15 protein-coding genes and 1 CRISPR repeat array are annotated in these 19631 nt (G+C 38.4%); of the genes, 6 read left to right on the forward strand and 9 right to left on the reverse strand.

What is annotated here, in order from left to right; genetic code table 11:
• Positions 1-7 precede the first annotated feature (7 nt).
• The gene (locus PL9214_RS04780; RefSeq protein WP_072717696.1) at positions 8-667 is read left to right on the forward strand and encodes a peptidoglycan-binding domain-containing protein; all 660 of its coding nucleotides are present in this window, start codon (positions 8-10) and stop codon (positions 665-667) included.
• Positions 668-775: 108 nt separating this feature from the next.
• Here the strand turns inward: PL9214_RS04780 and PL9214_RS04785 are convergent, their stop codons facing one another.
• The 4 genes from PL9214_RS04785 to PL9214_RS04800 all read right to left on the reverse strand — a co-directional run bounded on the left by PL9214_RS04785 (position 776) and on the right by PL9214_RS04800 (position 8862).
• On the reverse strand, positions 776-3184 hold the full coding sequence (locus PL9214_RS04785) for a serine/threonine-protein kinase (RefSeq protein WP_072717697.1): 2409 nt from the start codon (positions 3182-3184) through the stop codon (positions 776-778).
• 303 nt (positions 3185-3487) lie between these two features.
• Entirely contained in the window at positions 3488-4840 is a 1353-nt protein-coding gene (locus tag PL9214_RS04790; RefSeq protein WP_072717698.1) for an NAD(P)/FAD-dependent oxidoreductase, read from the reverse strand.
• A gap of 359 nt (positions 4841-5199) precedes the next feature.
• A CRISPR array of direct repeats spans positions 5200-6518; the repeat unit is 37 nt; unit sequence CTTTCAACTAATAGAATCCCGCTTGCGGGACTGAAAC.
• Positions 6519-6575: 57 nt separating this feature from the next.
• Positions 6576-7490: a WG repeat-containing protein gene (locus PL9214_RS04795; RefSeq protein ID WP_072717699.1), complete on the reverse strand. Its 915-nt coding sequence runs from the start codon at positions 7488-7490 to the stop codon at positions 6576-6578.
• 139 nt (positions 7491-7629) lie between these two features.
• Positions 7630-8862 carry a calcium-binding protein gene (locus PL9214_RS04800; protein WP_072717700.1) on the reverse strand — a complete coding sequence of 411 codons (1233 nt, stop codon included), beginning with the start codon at positions 8860-8862 and terminating at the stop codon, positions 7630-7632.
• A 207-nt stretch (positions 8863-9069) separates the two neighbouring features.
• On the opposite strand from PL9214_RS04800, the gene PL9214_RS04805 reads away from it, so the two are divergent.
• Entirely contained in the window at positions 9070-10323 is a 1254-nt protein-coding gene (locus tag PL9214_RS04805; protein WP_083579884.1) for a glycoside hydrolase family 10-like protein, read from the forward strand.
• A gap of 144 nt (positions 10324-10467) precedes the next feature.
• On the opposite strand, the gene PL9214_RS04810 is transcribed toward PL9214_RS04805, so the two are convergent.
• On the reverse strand, positions 10468-10854 hold the full coding sequence (locus PL9214_RS04810) for a HEPN domain-containing protein (protein ID WP_072717701.1): 387 nt from the start codon (positions 10852-10854) through the stop codon (positions 10468-10470).
• Positions 10835-11155 carry a nucleotidyltransferase domain-containing protein gene (locus PL9214_RS04815; RefSeq protein ID WP_072717702.1) on the reverse strand — a complete coding sequence of 107 codons (321 nt, stop codon included), beginning with the start codon at positions 11153-11155 and terminating at the stop codon, positions 10835-10837. The genes PL9214_RS04810 and PL9214_RS04815 overlap by 20 nt, the downstream gene beginning before the upstream one ends.
• Before the next feature lie 210 nt (positions 11156-11365).
• On the opposite strand from PL9214_RS04815, the gene PL9214_RS04820 reads away from it, so the two are divergent.
• The 3 genes from PL9214_RS04820 to PL9214_RS04830 all read left to right on the forward strand — a co-directional run bounded on the left by PL9214_RS04820 (position 11366) and on the right by PL9214_RS04830 (position 12680).
• Entirely contained in the window at positions 11366-11674 is a 309-nt protein-coding gene (locus PL9214_RS04820) for a hypothetical protein (RefSeq protein ID WP_072717703.1), read from the forward strand.
• Between the two features lie 11 nt (positions 11675-11685).
• Positions 11686-12144 (forward strand): hypothetical protein, encoded by a 459-nt coding sequence (locus PL9214_RS04825; RefSeq protein WP_072717704.1) that lies wholly within the window; start codon positions 11686-11688, stop codon positions 12142-12144.
• A 236-nt stretch (positions 12145-12380) separates the two neighbouring features.
• A complete protein-coding gene (locus tag PL9214_RS04830; RefSeq protein ID WP_072717705.1) occupies positions 12381-12680 on the forward strand; it encodes a hypothetical protein in 300 nt (99 codons plus the stop codon).
• A gap of 207 nt (positions 12681-12887) precedes the next feature.
• Here the strand turns inward: PL9214_RS04830 and PL9214_RS04835 are convergent, their stop codons facing one another.
• Together PL9214_RS04835 and PL9214_RS04840 are read right to left on the reverse strand one after the other, a co-directional pair.
• Complete coding sequence (locus PL9214_RS04835; protein ID WP_072717706.1) at positions 12888-13763, reverse strand: NAD(P)-dependent oxidoreductase; 876 nt, start codon at positions 13761-13763, stop codon at positions 12888-12890.
• Positions 13764-13772: 9 nt separating this feature from the next.
• Positions 13773-17072 carry an adenylate/guanylate cyclase domain-containing protein gene (locus PL9214_RS04840; RefSeq protein WP_072717707.1) on the reverse strand — a complete coding sequence of 1100 codons (3300 nt, stop codon included), beginning with the start codon at positions 17070-17072 and terminating at the stop codon, positions 13773-13775.
• A gap of 131 nt (positions 17073-17203) precedes the next feature.
• Between PL9214_RS04840 and PL9214_RS04845 the strand changes: the two genes are divergently transcribed.
• Complete coding sequence (locus PL9214_RS04845) at positions 17204-18568, forward strand: hypothetical protein (RefSeq protein ID WP_072717708.1); 1365 nt, start codon at positions 17204-17206, stop codon at positions 18566-18568.
• Between the two features lie 152 nt (positions 18569-18720).
• Here the strand turns inward: PL9214_RS04845 and tatC are convergent, their stop codons facing one another.
• Positions 18721-19521 (reverse strand): twin-arginine translocase subunit TatC, encoded by an 801-nt coding sequence (gene tatC / locus PL9214_RS30460; RefSeq protein ID WP_245824215.1) that lies wholly within the window; start codon positions 19519-19521, stop codon positions 18721-18723.
• Positions 19522-19631: the final 110 nt, after the last annotated feature.

Here is a 19631-nt window from a genome sequence, read left to right on the forward strand (position 1 = left end):
GGATTTCATGGATACGCTTGCTTATAATCATCTCGTTTCTGCTTATGAGTCTCCTCGGCAACCCCATGTTAACGGGGGCTTGGTACTATTCCGAGGTGTGAATTGGAGCCAACTGTCAACGGCTTGCTGGATGCCCATTGTGGCAGCAGCCATTGGCTTGTCTGTAGTGAGTGTTAGTCAACCAGCCAGTGCTGCTCTCTATTACGGTGATAGTGGTTATAGCGTTAAGAAAGTCCAATATGCCTTGCAGGACTATGGCTATTTTACTGGTAAAGCAACGGGTTACTTTGGTAAAGTCACCAAACACGCGGTTATGGCTTTTCAAAGAGATTATGGCTTATACCCTGATGGAGTTGTTGGCTCTGCAACAGCATCAGCTTTAGGGGTCGGTAGTGGGTATCATGAACCTAAACACAGCTATAGCAATGCCAGTTATGGAGGTTGTGGTCATTGTGGCGGTAGCAGCAGCTATCTGTCGCGAGGTGACAGTAGCTACCATGTCAAGCAACTGCAAAATCGTTTAGCAGACCTGGGTTATTTTAATGCGAACAGCACAGGTTACTATGGGAAACTTACAGCCCACGCCGTTAAAGCGTTTCAAGAAAATTGTGGACTCTCCGCCGATGGTATTGCTGGCCCAGCAACTCTTGCTGCATTAGGGCTTTAAATTCTCAATCCTATACCTCTGTAGAGACGGGCTATTCCTCGTCTCTAAGGGGTTTGGGAACATTCCACAATTTAATAGTTGTGTTTGTTATGGCACGTCTCTATGGGGTTAACGTGACCATAATTTAATGGTTTTGTCTTTACTTCCACTCACTAAACGATTTCCATCGGGACTAAATTTAACCGAATAAATCTCGTCTTGATGTCCGGTTAAGGTATTTAATAATTCTCCCGTTTTTAAATTCCAGAGTTTAATGGTTTTATCTCGGCTACCACTAGCAATAATCTTATTATCAGGACTAATGGCAACGGATAAAACATCGTTAGTATGTCCGGTGAGGGTATGAATTAATTCTCCGGTTTCTAGGTTCCAAACTTTGACGGTATTATCCAAACTCCCACTGACAATTATTTTACCATCAGAACTGATGGCTAGTGAACGCACCGCATCTAAATGTCCTGTTAAAGTATTTATTAATTCTCCTGTGTCTACCTTCCAAATTTTAATTGTTTGATCTTTTGAACCTGTCACTAAAAGTTGATTATCGGGGCTAAAAATAGCGACATAAACCTCATCTTGATGGTCTGTTAAATTTTGTAAAATTTCACCTGTTTTTCGATCCCAAATTTTAACTGTTTTATCCGCACTCGCACTGGCAATTTTTTGATTATCCGGGCTAACATCCACTGACCAAATTGTTGCTAAATGTTGTAAGGGTTGATACGGTTGTCCGGTCGTTAGATTCCATTCTAAGATTTGCCAAAATGCGCTTCCAGAGGAGATTTCTGTGCCATCGGAGTTAAAATCAACTGAATAAATCGGAGAAGAATCTCCTTCTAAACGTTTAGTTTCTGTTCCACTTTGAATATCCCAGAGTTTTACCAGTGTATCTTCACTCCCAGTGGCGAGAGTTTGACCATCGGGACTAAAGGTAACGGCCCAAACCGCATCGGAATTTTGAGCAAAATTTTGAGGGGTAACGGTTTTCCAAAACACTTTATCTTGACATTGTTGAATCAGATTTTGAAGGGCTTGATTTTGAGGCGAGAGTTGAGTAATCTTTTGAGCTTCATCTAAACATTGCTCATAATTTCCAACGGCTAAAAATTCATTAATTTTATTCAAATATTGAGTTTGTAATTGTTGTACAGTTCTCCATTTTTGATATTCATAAGTTGCTAGAAGAATTCCCAATAAACTAACCAAACCTAATCCTAACCAAAGCAGTTGAGATAGATGAGGTTTTTTAAAGAATTTAGACTCTGTTTTTGGAGATGAGTATGGCTTTAGATTCCAACTAAAATTCTGAATAACTTGAGCAATTTGACTTAAAATAGATTGGGGTAAAATCTGCTTTTCAATAGCTGCAATATCTTCATTCGTTAAGCCTAAGAGTTGTTGTAATCGTTGTAATTCTTCACGGGTTTCAGGAGTAAAGGGATATTCTTGTTGCATCGTTGCAATTAACGCTTGTTCATACCGTTCTCCCTTTTCTCGATATTTCCGATAGGGGTTTAAAATTTCATCTTCAATTGCTTCGGTTTCCTCCGGTAACAACTCTAAACTTAAGCGCAATTCCTCTAAAATTTGCCGACCAATAATCGAAATTTCACCGCGATGATGGTTGGCGCAACTTTTAACTTCTTCCCGATAAATTTCTAGTTTGGATTTAGAAAGGTTAGGAGAATAGGGAGATTGAAAGGTTTTAAGAGCCGATAGAACTTCATCAGCAGATTGATACCGTTGCTGATAATCTGAACAAACCATTTTATCAATAATATCGCCCAATTCAACACTAATAATCGCTAAATGCCGCCAAACAATGTCCCCAATATTAGAGCCATTATTTTTCCGTAATTTAGGTAATTCTGATACAGGTAAACCCGTTAATGCTTGAATTGCAACCATTCCCAAAGCATAAATATCACTATTAAAATGGGGATGACATTGGAATTGTTCAAGCGGCATATATTCCAGAGTACCAACACGACTGGTGGGGGAATTCTGATGAGAGTTGAGATTAATTTCTTTAACCGCACCAAAATCCAGTAGCACTATTTTTCCATCGGTTTGACGACGGATTAAATTACCCGGTTTAATATCCCGATGAATGACTCCCTGTTGATGTACAAATTGGAGAATTCCTAACACATCCGTTAACAAATTTATAACTTGATTTTCTGTTAAGGGCTGACCGGGTAAAATTTCATCAATTAAGGAATGACCCGCAATATAAGATTCGACTAAATAAAATTCTCGATTTTCTTCAAAATAAGCCAACAGGTGCGGAATTTGATCATGTTGAGACAGTTTTTCTAAGACCTTGGCTTCTTGTTGAAAGCGCTGACGGGCTACATTGACGAGTTTGGCATCTTCTGGGGCGAGATGCAAATGTTTAACAAAACACAACGACTCACCCGGTCGGCGAGTATCTTTGGCGAGATAGGTTTTCCCGAACTCCGTTGACTCAATCACGTCGATGACTTGATAGCGTCCGTCTAAAAGCTGACCGACCATAGCAACAATATTGACCCTATTTTGTTTGATTATGCCATTAATTGTGAATGAGTGGTGAAATTAACACCCAAGTAATGAGTCAAGACGGCTCAAACAGGCGAAAGTTTGATCCTAAAAGCTGCTGTGCTTGTTTTTTATTCTTAAAAATTGGGAATAAACTGATAAAATTTTAACTCTAAACTTAATACTGATTTTTTGAATAGCTTCCCCTATTTGGAGCGAAATTAAATTTGATGGAATAGAAAAAAATAAATTCTATTTTATAAATTCAAAATCAGGGTGCTAAAATAGCACCCTAAATTGTTAAACTTGAACCGTATTTTTATCTCCCATTGAAGTAGAGATTTCAATATTATTATTTTTTCCCGATAAGCCTTCATTTGTAATCAAACGGGCACCGCCTTGATTAGTAAAATAACTCCAAGCCCATTGAATCATCACTAAGAGTTTATTATCAAACTCAATCAAGAAGAAAACATGAACAAAAACCCAAGCTAACCACGCAAATAAACCCGAAAATTTCAGGTAATTAAGATTAACAACCGCTTGATTTCGACCAATAACGGCTAAACTCCCATAATCAATATAATGAAAAGGAGGTAAAGTTTGAGCTTTTAAGCGTTTTTGGATTAATTTTGCCACATAAATTCCTTGCTGTTGAGCAACAGGAGCAACACCGGGTAAAGGTTGATCTCCTTGATGGGAAAAATTCGCTAAATCTCCAATCACAAAAATATTAGGATGGTTAGGAACTGTTAAATTAGGTTCAACCATAACCCGTCCCACTCGATCTAATTGAGCACCCGTTGTTCGAGCGATCGCTTCTCCCATTTTAGACCCTTTTACCCCGGCTGCCCATAAAATTGTTTGGGCGGAAATCTGTTCAATTTCCTCTCCCGATTTCAACGTTACAACCTGATTATCAATATTGGTCACTAAGGTTTTTGTGCGAACTGTTACCCCTAAGTGTTCTAACCCTTTTTGAGCCTCAGCCGATAATTCCGGGGGGAATGGCGGCAAAATTCGATCCATTCCTTCTAATAATAAAATCTGGGTTTCTGAAGTATCAATACTGCGAAATTCTTCCTTTAAAATCCGATAAGCAATTTCCGCTAAAGCACCCGCTAATTCAACACCAGTGGGGCCACCTCCGACCACCACAAATGTTAATAATGCTTGGCGTTTTTCTGGGTCAGTTTCTTTTTCTGCGGCTTCAAAGGCTGAAAAAATTCTGCGTCGCATTTCTAACGCATCTTCAACGGTTTTTAATCCGGGAGCTAGGGTCGCCCATTGGTCATTTCCAAAATAATGATGAGAAACACCCGTTGCGACAATTAATGTATCATAATTTAATTCCCCATTATTAAGAACTAATTTATTTTCATTCGGGTTTAAATCGACAACTTCCCCCATTAAAACTTGAGTATTTTTATTGTCTCTCAACACGCTCCGCAAAGGTGAAGCAATATCTCCAGGAGATAAACTCCCCGTAGCCACTTGATATAATAAAGGTTGAAATAGATGAAAATTCCGTTTATCAATTAACGTGACTTTAACGGAAGAACGTCCCAGGGTTTTCGCTGCATAGAGTCCGCCAAATCCACCTCCGACAATAACAACATGATGGGGAGACTGAGTATTAAGAATATCTGACATGAGACTATTCTCCTTTTCAAGGATTTCTGGATATCAACCAAGCGGTTTAGAGAATCACCATAACGTTTTTATCAAATTTTTGCTATGGATTTGAGAAACCGGGATTATTGACCCTAGAAGATTAATCTTGACAAGCAGTTGCCTTTGGTTTACTATAGTTTTCGTGAATCGAAGCGGGAGCGAAAACCTGGGGGATTCACGAAAAACGCCAGAACCTCGACAATTCAATAGTTTTTATTATTGAGTTCGGTTAATTATTGCGAATTGGTTGCAATAATGAAGGCTGAAATCAGGCTAAAAATGAGGTTCACGAAAAGTGGCTTCAGAATGCCTACTCTATCCCAGTTTCAGGGGACAGTCTTTCAACTAATAGAATCCCGCTTGCGGGACTGAAACAACAAAGCAGCCCATCAGGTGATTAGGCATTGCTTACTTTCAACTAATAGAATCCCGCTTGCGGGACTGAAACATTTCATCTTCCTGCCACTCATTCGGGATATATCAAGACTTTCAACTAATAGAATCCCGCTTGCGGGACTGAAACAACTCTGGTGGATTTGTTTTTCCAAATTTAACATAGCGCTTTCAACTAATAGAATCCCGCTTGCGGGACTGAAACTCCCCGACGGCGAACCGGAAATTGATTTACAAGAATTTTCCTTTCAACTAATAGAATCCCGCTTGCGGGACTGAAACATATAAATAATCGTTAGCCAAAGCCGTCTTAACCCTTTCCTTTCAACTAATAGAATCCCGCTTGCGGGACTGAAACACCTAATTTTTGAGCTTCTGCAAAAGGTTGGGTGCGACTTTCAACTAATAGAATCCCGCTTGCGGGACTGAAACATAGGTAATGCTATAGGAGCGTTCACTACAGCAATAGCTTTCAACTAATAGAATCCCGCTTGCGGGACTGAAACATCTCTTTGTAAGCCTTGATATGACTCAGTGCATCGTCCTTCTTTCAACTAATAGAATCCCGCTTGCGGGACTGAAACCTTCGGTTTTTCATCCACAAACCGCAAGATGCGGTTGCTTTCAACTAATAGAATCCCGCTTGCGGGACTGAAACACACCAAAGGGTCAGCCTAGGATTTATCAGTGACAAGTCTTTCAACTAATAGAATCCCGCTTGCGGGACTGAAACTTCACGAACTGACGGCCCCCCGTAACCACCGCTTGCTCCTGTCCTTTCAACTAATAGAATCCCGCTTGCGGGACTGAAACTTTTCCCACGCTAATTTAGCAAGGAAACGAGACTTACTTTCAACTAATAGAATCCCGCTTGCGGGACTGAAACCCTTTTACTTATAATCTACACTCAATTACTACTAAGGCTTTCAACTAATAGAATCCCGCTTGCGGGACTGAAACCTACCAAAGCTGCACCTAGTGTTGCTACTCCTAAAGCTTTCAACTAATAGAATCCCGCTTGCGGGACTGAAACATACTTAATTGAACCTCATTGAACAATTCACTAGAGCTTTCAACTAATAGAATCCCGCTTGCGGGACTGAAACTGAAAAGAATTGGAAATATATAAATTAATAATAAGAAAGTAACTTTCAACTAATAGAATCCCGCTTGCGGGACTGAAACTCGTCATACGTCCAATTTCGCCACCCTGCACGCGGTCGCTGTCTTTCAACTAATAGAATCCCGCTTGCGGGACTGAAACATCATTTATTAATTTTTAATTGGTAATTATTTAAACAATTAAACTAAAACAAAAAATTCATTTTGTAGGTTGCCAAACCCATGCACCTACTGAATTAATATACCCCCATTCATCTTTAATTCTAACGGCTGCTAATCCCTGCTTAAATTCATTGGCACTATCAAACTGAAGCGGTATTTTCATCACTGCTTTTTGATTAATATAACCCCATTTTTGTTTAATTTTTACGGCTGCTAACCCTTCGGAAAAATTAGCAGTTTCTTCATATTCTAAAGCAATCTCAAAACTTCCCTGATGATTAATATAACCCCATTTTCTGCCTTTTCTGGCCACTGCTAACCCTTGGGAAAAATCCCACCCATAATCAAATGTGGCTGGAATTACTATATTTCCCTTTTTATCAATATATCCCATTTTATTTTTAATTAAAACCATCGCCAAACCTTCAGAAAACCGCCAACTTAAATCAAATTGAGGCGAAATTACTATATTTCCAGTTGTATTAATATAACCAACTTTTCCTTGCAAGTTAATGGCAGCTAGTCCTTCTTTAAATTCTGAGGTATTATCAAATTGAGGGGAAATTACCCATTCTCCTTGATGGTTAATATAGCCCATTTTTTTATCTTTTTGCACCGCAGCAAGTTGAGATGAAAAACTCCAGGCAAAATTAAACTGAGGGGGAATTATAAATTTTCCCGTTTTATCAATATATCCCCATTTATCATTAATTTTCACCGCCGCTATTCCTTCGGAAAAACCCCAAGCGACATCAAACTTAGCCGGAATTACCAGATTTCCGTTTAAATCAATATAACCTTTTTGAGATTTAATTTTAACGGGGGCTAGTCCTTCCGAAAATCCTAATGTTGATTCAAATTGTGGTTCAATTACGACTTGTCCGGCTTGGTTAATATATCCCCATTTTTTATTTTGAATAAAAGGATAGAGAAAGGCAGTATTTTCGGGCATAGTTTCAATCCTAGGGATAAACAGGGGGAAGAAAAGCCAGGGTTAAATATTAACAGTTATGCAGTCGCCCTCATACTGTGAATATGGATTCGGTTGCTATAACAGTCAACAGTCAACCCTAAGTTTTGAGGACAGTAACTTATGGTGTTGTTTGTGTATTTCCCCCTGCAAATTGAATGGGACTACCCGGCTGACCAATATTTGCATCAAATTTAAAATCAGTGACACCATCAAGAATTGCAATCAATTCTGTTTGTTCTCCAGTTAACAAATAGATAGCCGTTCCTTGGGGTAAATTGTCAGGGGAACCTGCGGCTAAATAATTACCAGGGCCTAATAGTAATACATCTTCCTGGGGATTAAAATTAAGGATCAGTGCATAATCCACAAACCCAATTTCACTACCTCCACCATTGACATAATAGGTTTGAGTTCCATCCCCTAAAACAAAGGTATCATTCCCAATTCCCCCACTCAAGGTATCAATTTCAACAAATCCAGCAGGTTGAGAACTGGGGTCAACTCCAATCAAAATATCATTGTCTTTATCTCCACTGAGGAAGTCATTCTCGCTTCCCCCAATTAGGGTATCATCCCCTTGACCCCCATAAAGACAATCATTTCCTTTAGCTCCATTGACAATATCATTTTGCTTATCTCCCTGGAGCAAATCTTTGCCCTTACCTCCTTCAAGGGAGTCTTGACCCTGACCCCCATAGGCAATATCATCATCATCTCCCGCCGCTATGGTGTCGTTATCTTGTCCGCCATAGAGGGTATCGCTGCGAAGTCCCCCATCAATACTATCATCACCTTTATCGCCAAAAATCAGATCTCGACCATCCTCACCCAAGAGGCTGTCATTATTAATCCCCCCATAAAGGGTATCGTTATCAGCACCTGCGTTAATTAAATCATCGCCTTTATTTCCTTGTAGCAGGTCATTCCCCCCTTGTCCAACCAGGGTATCGTTATTTTGACCGCCATAGAGAATATCATTGCCACTATTGCCATTGAGGGAGTCATCCCCAGCAAATCCTACAATAGTGTCATCCCCACCTAAACCTGCGACCAAATCTTGTCTCTCAGTTCCTAATAGCTCATCATTCCCCTCACTTNGAATGACGGGAGTAGGAGGTTCAACAATTGTCTCTAACCCCCTGGGAAGAAACTGAGTAGACAATAGAGAGGCTTTGGTAGTAGTCGTTTCAGCCTCCCTACCTTGGGGAAGGGAAGAGAGAATTTGTGGGTCAGGGTTGAATGTAATAGCAATTTCAGGTTGATTATTAAAGGAAGGATTAGTGTTAAACAGGTTAAATACAATATTTGTGCTATTATTTTCTCGAATCCGGTGGGCTTGGAATTCGTTCATAAAATTGACCTCAGTTGTCAGTTAAGATTAACTGGATCATTTATATCGTATAACCTTAACCCGTTGTAAATTTTTTTCTAAATTTTCAATTCCTCTCCCTCCCTGAATCTGAGACTTTTAATGTAAATTATATCTAATGATCTCAACTCAATCGTTTAAATAGTAGGTTGATACGGAAAATATTCTACCTTAATTTTACTCAATTTCATGAAGTTAAACTTTAACAATTTCTACTTACATTTTAACATTAAAAAATACTTCATCTTATCTTTTTTTAATTTAACAATAAATAGTGTTTATCTTTTTTTGAGTTTGGCGATCGCTATTTTATTCCTGATTAATTTTCAACCCTCTTGGAGTCAGAGTTTACCTCCTTCCTCAGAAATTCGAGGGGTGTGGTTAACAAATGTCGATAGCGATATTTTATATTCTCCTAAAGCTTTAACCTTGGGATTAAAACGGTTAAAATCCATCAATTTTAATACCCTGTATCCGACAGTTTGGCAAGGCGGTTATACCCTGTATCCCAGTGCGGTAACTCAACGAGAATTTGGAGTTTCTATTGATCCTAACCCTGGATTAAAAAACAGAGATCTTTTAGAGGAAATTGTAACTCAAGGACATCAACAGGGTTTCACCGTGATTCCTTGGTTTGAATTTGGGTTAATGACCTCTGCAAATTCTGAATTAGTAAAAAAACATCCAGATTGGATCACCCAGCGAAAAGATGGTAGTACCATTAAAAAAGAAGGTGTTGAGGAACGAGTTTGGTTAAATCCTTTTCACCCAGACGTTCAAAATTTTATTCTACAACTGATCACAGAAATTGTTAAAAATTATAAGATTGATGGGATTCAATTTGATGATCATTTTGGCTTACCTGCGGAATTTGGCTATGATGATTATACCATTAAATTATATCAACAGGAACATAACGGACAATCCCCTTCACCCGATTTCTATGAAACCTATTGGGTACGATGGCGGTCTGATAAAATTAATCAATTGATGAAAAGAACCTTTGAAACCATTAAATCTATTAACCCCAATTGTATTGTTTCCTTATCGCCTAATCCTTTACATTTTGCCTTACCTGCCTATTTACAAGATTGGTTTACCTGGGAACGAAAAGGATGGATAGAAGAATTAGTTTTACAAATTTATCGTTCTGATTTGAATCGATTTATCACAGAGTTAGAGCGTTCAGAAGTGATCTTAGCAAAAGATCATATTCCCGTTGCAATTGGAATTTTAAGCGGATTAAAAAATCGTTCAACTTCAATGGAAATCATCAAACAACAAATCACCGAAATTCGTCGCCGAAACTTTGCGGGGGTGTCCTTCTTTTTCTATGAAAGTTTATGGAATTGGTCAGAAGAATCGCAACAAGATCGTCAAACTCAACTTTATCAATTCTTTCCCAATACTGTTAACCGTCCGAAGGTTAGATTAAGTTTCTAACATCTCCTAATTCTGCGATCAGTATAATGTCTGGGGTACTTTTGACCTTTTGCGATCACCCCCAGAAACCGGGTTTTTGAATAAAACTATGGGAAAACACTCGAAGCTTCAGGAAAAACCCGGTTTCTAATTGAGAGCGCTGTTTTAAGGATTTAAACCCAAACTTAACCGAACTTCTTGCCGAATTTCCTTACAAAAATCTAAAGCTTCACGCGCTGTATCTTTATCAGCAGAAGCACCCGGATAACGATAAGCAACTGCAAACAAAGTTAAAGCTAAAAGTTTGAGACGAAAACTATCATAACCCGGTTCTACAGGTAAAAGTAAATCTAATAAAACAGTCAAATTATGGGTTTTTGTCAAAATAATACCTGCTTCTTGTAAACGGGCTTTCAGATATTTCTCAACACACTGTTGAGCATGAAAACAGGCAGCATCATAGTTAGGAGATTTCCTCACTCGTAATTCCCTTAAAGCTGTAGTAAAATCCCCCTCTGCTTTATCAACCCATTCAATGGTTAGGGGATTCATAAATCACCTTTCCTTTTTCGATAATTTCTCGAATAAAAAAATCATTCCAAGCCAGTCTTTGCTTAATCTCTACAGGAGTCCTAACTAACAAATCTATAGAAAAATTTGGCTTAATTTTATTTAAAATTTCCCAACTTTTCCGAAAACTATTCCCTTCATAAGGCAAAATTACTAATAAATCCACATCAGAATCATCTTGAGGGTTTCCATAGGCATAGGAGCCAAATAAAATGATTTTATTTGGATCAAATTCATGGGCAATAGCTTGGCTGAGTTCTATAATTTTAGAGTTTTCGATCATTTTTATCAACCATAATCCTTATTGATCAAATATTTTTGAATTCATTAAATAATGGTAAATATTATAACATAATAACATACATTTATTCCCAGAAACCGGGTTTTTTCTGAAAGTTTGGGTTTTTCCTAATAGTTTTCTTCAAAAACCCAGTTTCTCTGCTTGTACACTCTATGATTGATATGTCTTGCCTTTTCCTAAACTAAACTTATCGTGACCACAGGTGCAATTCCCGATGAAATTCCTAGCAACTTACGAGAGCAACTCCTACTACAAGACGCTCAAGGTGGTAATTTCAGACCCATTCAAGTTGGTGTAGATAAACTACTTGGAGATGCACCCAGACTGGTTGCTATTTATGGCGGTAATCCTGAAGATTGGGATAAAATGACCAGTAATCAAGCCTTTGAAATTAATGGAGCATCTGTACAAGTTCACTGGTTTCGTAACAGTCAAACTCGTCAAGATGTTGAATTTAAGTTCAAACGTCAATATCCCAAAACAGCCCCTAAAAATTTGTAGAGATTCTAATTATGAAAATTCGTTGTATTGCTAATACTGGATCATATCTTCCTGAAAGTTACCTCGATCCCAGACGAGGTTACAAAAAAGAAATGGAATTTCCCCTAACAGTTGGCAAAGACTATACTGTTTACGCCTTCTATATCAAGCAAGGACTGGTTTGGTACTATATCTGCGAGGATAACTATATATATTATCCGATGCGAAGTCCTGCGCCGTTATTTGAAGTCGTTGATAACAGAATGTCTCTCTACTGGAGGTTAAAAATTGACCCAAATGGGTTGTTAGAAGTTGCCTTTGAGCAATGGTTCTCCGATCCTTATTTTTATGATAAATTAACTGATCAACAACAAGAAGAAGTTTTGATTTTTGATAAAGTCAAACAACTAATAGATGCAGAAGCTTTATCTCCAGACTATAAGTTAACTGACTTTGATCAATCCTTAGAAATGGCTAATTTTTCTAGTTGAAAATGCAGGGGCGTGTTCTGTAACCAATTCTGATATTTACCGATAACTGTTATAAACCTGCCCGCCCTTTTCAGTGATGATACCTTGTGAAAAAACAGGTTTTTTACAAAAAAGTCTTATGTTGCAAAGGCTAATAATAAGAAATACTTATGTCATTGATTATACCCAATTCGTGTTTATACTGAGTATAATGATGAGTAATCTGTTTTTTAGGTAGCCAGACAAGGAGGTTTTCAATGAGAAATGAACTAATTGCAGGAGTTACTGCTTTCGCAAGCTCTTCGTTCGGGTCTTCGTTAGGTGCAATTACTGTTGCCACGGTACCGACAACTGTAACGACAACAGCATCTGCTGGTGGCTTGGCTGGTCTACTAGGCGCTACTACAACTGTTACATCTGTAGTAGCTGCTCCTGTTACTGTACCAGTTGCGGGAGTTATAGCAGTAGGAGCTTTATTGACAATAGGAGGACTTGGAGTTTATCAATTGTTAAATAATCAAGAAACACCTAATAATGAAAGACGAAACGAAGCCTAAACTTTAAAATCAAGTCATTTTTCAGAAGCTGGTTTTCTTAAAAATCTCGGTTTTCATAGGGTTTTGTTGAGAAAATCAGCTTTTATCTTTCTACCTATGAAGATAGGGTATGTTCTGATGAGTGTTTTGTGTACACGGGTGTCCAGAAACCGGGTTTTTTCTGAAAGTTTGGGTTTTTCCTAATAGTTTTGTTTAAAAACCCGGTTTCTAAGAGCGATTATAAGCTCGAATCATCGCTTGTGTTCCTTGATTTCCGCCTAATCCTTGGTCTAATTTTTGGACAATTTTAAATAAATGATCGGCTAATTCTGTACCGGGTAATGGAAGATCTGAATTGACCATTTCTTGAATAATTCTGAGGTCTTTTAAGATGTGTTTAATCATAAAACCGGGTTCAAAATCCCCGTGAGCAACTTTTAAGCCTAAATTCGATAACGCCCAAGATCCAGCGGCTCCGGTGCTACAAATTTCAACGACTAAATTAGGATCAATGCCTTGTTTTTCAGCTAATAACATGGCTTCACAAATACCGACTAGGTTTAAAGAACAGAGAATTTGATTACAGAGTTTAACGGCTTGACCACTGCCAACATTTCCACAATACCGAATATTTTTGCCCATTGTTTCTAATATCGGTTTAGCGGTTTCAAATATTTTTTCATTTCCACCCACCATAATGGTTAATGTGCCGTTTTTGGCTCCAATGTCACCGCCAGAAACGGGAGCATCTAGAAATTGAATTTGAGCAGGTTCAAGCTGTTGAGAAATGTGTCGGGCTGCTGCTGAACCAATGGTGCTAAAATCAATAATAATTGCCCCTGGTTTCGCAAAATGAATGACGCCATTTTCGCCTAATATAACGGCTTCAACGTCGGGAATATCGCTTACACAGGTACAAATAATATCAACATCTGTAACGGCTTCTTGAATAGAATCAACGATATTAGCTCCTGCGTCTAATGCTATTTTAACACCAGGGCGATCGCTCGTTCGATTCCAAGCGTTAACAGAATATCCTGATGCAGCGAGGTTGGCACTCATATAGCCACCCATCACCCCTAAACCTAAAAATGCTGTTTTCATTTTCCTATTTTATGAGTGTAATTCGTAATCCTGTTTAGCTCTTAATTCTAATGCTTTAGCCTGTTGTTTTTGAGCAATACTAATCGCTTTTTGAAAATCTAGTTCTGCGACTTGTAAATTTTGAGTGATCTTTAAATTTAGTTCTCCCCGTAAACGATAGAGTTCTGCTTCCCAAAAATGTTCTTGATTCTGATCAACCTTAGTTAAGGCTTTTGTTAGAATATTGAGGGCAGAATTATAGTCTCCTCCTTTACTATAAGCTTGTGCCATTAATCCGAGGAAATAGGTCTGGGAAATCTGACCTCCGATTTTAGTATGGGCAGTAATTCCCTCCTGTAATTGAGTGATTCCGGCTTCAAAATAACCCTGTTCTACTAATACCCAACCTTTTAATATTTTACCATGAACGAGCCAAAATTCAAAGCTTTGTTCTTGAGAAAGAGCGATCGCTGCTTCTGCATATTTTTGAACAAGTTCGGGTTGCTGACAATATTGATAAAACATGGCAGCTAGACTCAAAGCCATTCCTAAACTATAGGGATGCGATCGCTCATTCGCTAAAATTAAGGATTGTTGACTATAGTGTAACGCTTGTTCAGTATTTCCTAATAACCAAGAACTCCAAGATAGAAAGCTTAAAAAACCAATTCCTACATCCTGTCCGGTTAAACAAATATAACAGTTATTCGGATTAATTTGATATAAGGATAGCCCTTTTTCCCAATGGGTTTGAGCGATGATTAAATCCCCTAAATAGAAATGACATAATCCTAACGTAAAATAGGCTTCCATTTCCAAGATTGGATTCTGTTGCTGTTGAGCTACACTCATTAAACGATGGGCAAATTCAAGGGCAATTTGATATTCTGCTCTGGCGATATGATAACTATATAATCCCCATAAAACCAAGAAAATTTGAGGAGTATCTCCAATTTTTAGACATAACTCCTCACTGCGTTTATAAACTGTCTCAACTTCAGAAGCAGCATATCCTTTTGTCGCAATTAAGGCTTTTCCTAATGTTGTTTTTAACTGTAATTCTTGTTCTAAGGTTTGAGGAGTTTCCGGTAGATCCTTTAATAAGAATAGCCCTTTATTAAAATGAGCGATCGCTTCTTCATTAGCGGAAGCTTGAAAGGCTTTATCTCCCGATTTTTGCCAATAGTTAACTGCGTTTTCCAATAATCCCGCTTTAGTATAATGATAAGCTAATAATTCAGGTTTCTGTTTTGCGAATTCTGGAAATTTTGATTCTAAAGCTTGAGCGATTTGACGATGATAGCGTTGTCGGGTACTTTTGAGTAACGAATCATAAGCGGCATCTTGAATTAAAACGGTTTTAAAGCTATAGGATGAAATCGGGATTTCCCCTTTGATGTTCAGCAAGTTTCTTTCAACTAACTGCTGTAAACCCTGAATAATTTTATTTTCATCTAATCCTAGTTCTGTTAATTCATGAATAGCAATCATCTGTAATAATTCATAGCTAAACTCTCGACCAATGGTTGCTCCTAATTGTGCCACTTCCCTCGCGTGTTCTAAGCGGTCTAAGCGTTCCATTAATAAACCTTTTAAGGTATCAGGAATCGTTAAACGGGGAACTGACCCAACTAACTGATAACGGTCTTCCAGATCTTCTAACCATCCTGAATCTAAAACCATTTTTGTCAGTTCTTCCACAAATAAAGGAATACCATCACTTTTTTCTATAATTAATTTCATTACAAGATCAGGTAGCGGTTTTCCTCCAGTAATCCCATTAATAATTGCTGTGATTTGTTCCAAAGATAAATAATCTAAGTTAATTTCCGTAACTTGGGAAAAGTTTAAGTATTTAATTTCAAACCCTGGGCGAGAAATACATAATCGCAAAATCGGCAGATTTGCTCCCGCTTCAATTAATCGATTTAGTACCTCTAAACTAGAAGGATCAATCCAATGTAAATCTTCAACAATCACTAAAACGGGTTGTTGACTCGCCAAACGACGAATCATGGCTAACATTGCTTCTATAATTTTCTGTTTTTGGGCTTGGGGCGATAAATTTAAAGGGGTATATTGTTCAGTTAAAGGAATCTCTAACAATTGGGCAAATAGAGGTACAGTTTCAGCGAGAGGAAGTTGATTTTCAGTTAAATACTGTTCAAGTTTTTTTAGTTTTTCATCAGAACCATCATTTTGCCATAAATTTAGAACTCTTTCGCGCAACATTTCCACAATCGGATGGAAGGGCGTATGTTGATAATAGGGAGAACAATATAACTCTCGTAAGCGATAATTTTCTGGAGAAAGATATTGTTTAAAGGCTTGTATGAGTCGGGACTTCCCCATTCCCGCTTCTCCCGTGACTAATACTACCTGTCCCTGTCCCACTTTCACCGTTTCCCAAATCGCTTTTAACTGTTCGAGTTCCTGTTGACGACCAATGTGGGGAGTTTCACGGGTTTCTGCAATTTTAGCGCGTTGGCAATGGTTCGTTTCCCGCAGCACTTGATACACTTGCGTTGCTTGAGAAATCCCCTTCAGCGAATGTAGACCCAGGGGGTGAAACTCAAAAATATCCTGCACCAGTTGATAGGTTTTCTGGCTTAATACAGCCATATTGGGTTGGGCCAGACCTTGTAAACGAGCCGCTAAATTCGGAGTTTGACCAATAGCCAACTGTTCCCGTTTATTTCCCGCCCCCACTTCCCCCACCACCACTAACCCCGTATGCAGCCCCAAACGCACGGCTAACTTCAAACAACGATTTTGAACACAACGGGTTTTGAGACTTGCCATCGCTTCAATAATGCCCAATGCAGCCCTTACCGCCCGTTGAGCATCATCTTCATGGGCGATAGGATAGCCAAAATAGATTAAAATCCCATCGCCTAAATATTGGGCAATATAACCTTCAAACTGCATCACCACCTGGGCGCAGGTTTCCTGATAGGTTTGAATTAGTTCTCGGAGTTCTTCGGGATCAAGTTGTTCAGATAAGGCCGTTGACCCGACTAAATCACAAAACATCACCGTGAGTAAACGGCGTTCTGCGGGTCGTGTAAACATAACAGAGGATCTTTCCCTGACCTGTGCCTCCGGTTTGATGATTAAGGGTGTAAACCCTCCTTCCTGAAATGGCGACGGTTTGCTATTGTTGGATTCAGGATATAAGATTTCGGGTTTATTGACCGATTCCGAGTTTGTGAGCAAAGTGCCACATTCAATACAGAATTTCGCTCGCTGAGAATTGTTGAATCCACAACTAGGGCAAACCTTATTCATTGTTGTTTCATAATTTGTAGCAATAATTGGAATTTCGCTCATTTTCAACCTCTGAGGAGCTTATACTCGGTTTTGATCTCAACTTAGGGGGTTATAGGTCTGCTCTGATTAAAACTAAAGGCATAATAAGATATCAATAATTTAAGTTCAGTATATAAGGTGTATTGGTAAATATGGGTTTTGAACCGGACTACAACAAACAATGCTTAGAAAAGCTGATCTGGGCGATGCAGAAGCTTGAAATTGATTGTGACGAGACAGAACTGCCTAAAATAGCAGAACTGATTGTACAAACGATGACCGGGCCTTGGCGCTATTTTCACACCCCCAATCATATTTTTGAGGTGGGGGGAGAGGAAGATCCGATTGAAGTTTTAGCCGCCCTGTTTCATGATGTTGTCTATGTACAGGTGGATCAAAGTGTTAATTTTAATTTAACCTATTATATTGCTCCGTTTATTCGCCAAGTTGGAGAACATTTACTGATTCGGGATGCTGAAGATTTACCGCCTGATCAAAGTTTTGAAATGGTGAGACAAATCTTTGATTTTGCTCCCAGTCAAACTTTGTCTCCCATGAGTGGGCAAAATGAATTTTTGAGCGGATTAGTGGCTACCAAAGTATTAGAACCGTTGTTACCTTTAGAGTTGTTGGTGCAAGTGGTGGCTTGTATTGAAGCAACAATTCCTTTTCGCCCAAAAACAGAATTAGGAAGCAATAGTGATGTTTTATATCAACGTTTAAAGGACGTTTGTAAAACCTTTAATTTAAAATTAACGGATGAAGATTTAATTGAAACTGTTAAACGTTCTGTTAGACTTTCTAATCGAGATGTGGGAAGTTTTGCCCATGAAAGTGCAGCCCGATTTTTAGATAATACTTGGAATTTGCTACCGGAGACCAATCACTATCTCAAAAATTCCAGTTCTTACACGATTAATCAATATCGGACAGCTTTGCAAAAAATGGAAGGGTTTATGAATTTTATTAAACCTGAAATCATTTTTCATCAATTTCAAGGTTATCCTGATGAGTTGAGTTATAACGCTTTAGTAGCCAGGGCTAGAAAAAATATTGAGGTGGGGCGATTGTATTTAGCCAGTAAGTTATTTACTATTGCCTTTTTAGAAGCGTTATCTTTACGATTTGGGCGAGTGATTCCGGTTTCAACATTAATGGGTGAAATGCCGACTGAAGGATTTTCAGCCGTTTCTTTAGTGGATTTTTTACCCCCTAATGTCAATCCTCACCCACCCAAAACGGAATTAGAACAACAAGTTTTAACATTGTTAGAAGAAGGACGAACCCAAAGTTCATCCTATGATATTAAAAATTCTCCATTAGCAACTTATATGGTCAAATGTTTAGGGTTTGATGAAATTATCCATCAACGCAACCGCGCCCAAGAATTTTTTCAAAATAAAATTACCCATGAAGAATTTTTAGCGGGTTGTGATGATCATGTTAAAAAAGCTGTAACAGATGGAATTGTTCAGTTGTTTGACTCTCGCAAAGCTGCTTTGTGTCAATCGTTATAAGAGGGAACAGGGAACAGGGAACAGGGAACAGGGAACAGGGAACAGGGAACAGGGAACAGGGAAGATCATAAACTTCCTTGTTGGGTTTTAGCCTTTACCTAGAGATATAAAGCGTAACACGATTTTCTGATGGTTAATTGATGAAGGATTGCCTACTGACCGATTGATTTTGAATAAGATTCTGATGTATTTTCAATCAGTTTAACAATCCAAATTCCGCCAAAATAAAGACCTAAAACAGCCCCTGCTAATAAACTTTGGGTTAAAGGGTCGGTGGACGGTGTTAATACTGCACCTAATACGGCTCCGCCTAAGATAACGTATCGCCAACCGGATAACATTTGTTCGGAAGATACAATTTTTAAGGCTCCTAATATAGCTTGAATCACAGGAATTTGAAATGCTATTCCGGTACAGAATAATAAAACTAAAACAAATTCAAAGTATTTTTCAATGGAAAAGAATTGTTCAACAACATCAGCCCCATAATTAATAAAAAAGTTCAATGCAGCCGGAATTAAGGCTACATAAGCAAAGCCTAAACCTAATAGAAATAATACACTAGAACCTAATAAAGCTGGGACTAATAAACGGCGTTCTTTGCGAGTTAATCCGGGTAAAACAAACATTGTAATTTGATATAAAATAAACGGAGTTGCCACAACTAATCCACTGTAACCCGCTACCTTTAAAGAAACAAAGAAATATTCTCCCGGAGCTAATTGGACAAATTTAATCCCCGATGCAGGACGTTGTAACAATTGTACAATCGGATTAACAACCGTAAAACAACCAATAATCGCAATAAATACCGCAATTAATGAGTAGAAAATCCGTTGTCTTAATTCTTCCAAATGGTCAAATAAGGACATTTCCACTTCATCGGGAATTTCATCTAAAAATTCTTTTTCTTCTTCTAAATCTTCATCTTGATTAGCTACAGACCCAACAATTGTTGTTTGATTTTGCTTGATTTTTTGAGGATTATAATATTCTATCTGCGATAAATCTTGTTGCGGAACATCAACGGATTCATTGAAAGCCAGTGTATTTTCTTCTGCTG

The organism is Planktothrix tepida PCC 9214 (genome assembly GCF_900009145.1).
Lineage (GTDB): Bacteria > Cyanobacteriota > Cyanobacteriia > Cyanobacteriales > Microcoleaceae > Planktothrix > Planktothrix tepida.

Excerpts from the sequence above, each read along its gene's own strand:
- PL9214_RS04780 (WP_072717696.1), top strand. The coding sequence starts at position 8 with ATGGATACGCTTGCTTATAATCATCTCGTTTCTGCTTATGAGTCTCCT.
- PL9214_RS04785 (WP_072717697.1), bottom strand. The coding sequence starts at position 3,184 with ATGGTCGGTCAGCTTTTAGACGGACGCTATCAAGTCATCGACGTGATT.
- PL9214_RS04790 (WP_072717698.1), bottom strand. The coding sequence starts at position 4,840 with ATGTCAGATATTCTTAATACTCAGTCTCCCCATCATGTTGTTATTGTC.
- PL9214_RS04795 (WP_072717699.1), bottom strand. The coding sequence starts at position 7,490 with ATGCCCGAAAATACTGCCTTTCTCTATCCTTTTATTCAAAATAAAAAA.
- PL9214_RS04805 (WP_083579884.1), top strand. The coding sequence starts at position 9,070 with ATGAAGTTAAACTTTAACAATTTCTACTTACATTTTAACATTAAAAAA.
- PL9214_RS04810 (WP_072717701.1), bottom strand. The coding sequence starts at position 10,854 with ATGAATCCCCTAACCATTGAATGGGTTGATAAAGCAGAGGGGGATTTT.
- PL9214_RS04815 (WP_072717702.1), bottom strand. The coding sequence starts at position 11,155 with ATGATCGAAAACTCTAAAATTATAGAACTCAGCCAAGCTATTGCCCAT.
- PL9214_RS04825 (WP_072717704.1), top strand. The coding sequence starts at position 11,686 with ATGAAAATTCGTTGTATTGCTAATACTGGATCATATCTTCCTGAAAGT.
- PL9214_RS04830 (WP_072717705.1), top strand. The coding sequence starts at position 12,381 with ATGAGAAATGAACTAATTGCAGGAGTTACTGCTTTCGCAAGCTCTTCG.
- PL9214_RS04835 (WP_072717706.1), bottom strand. The coding sequence starts at position 13,763 with ATGAAAACAGCATTTTTAGGTTTAGGGGTGATGGGTGGCTATATGAGT.
- PL9214_RS04840 (WP_072717707.1), bottom strand. The coding sequence starts at position 17,072 with ATGAGCGAAATTCCAATTATTGCTACAAATTATGAAACAACAATGAAT.
- PL9214_RS04845 (WP_072717708.1), top strand. The coding sequence starts at position 17,204 with ATGGGTTTTGAACCGGACTACAACAAACAATGCTTAGAAAAGCTGATC.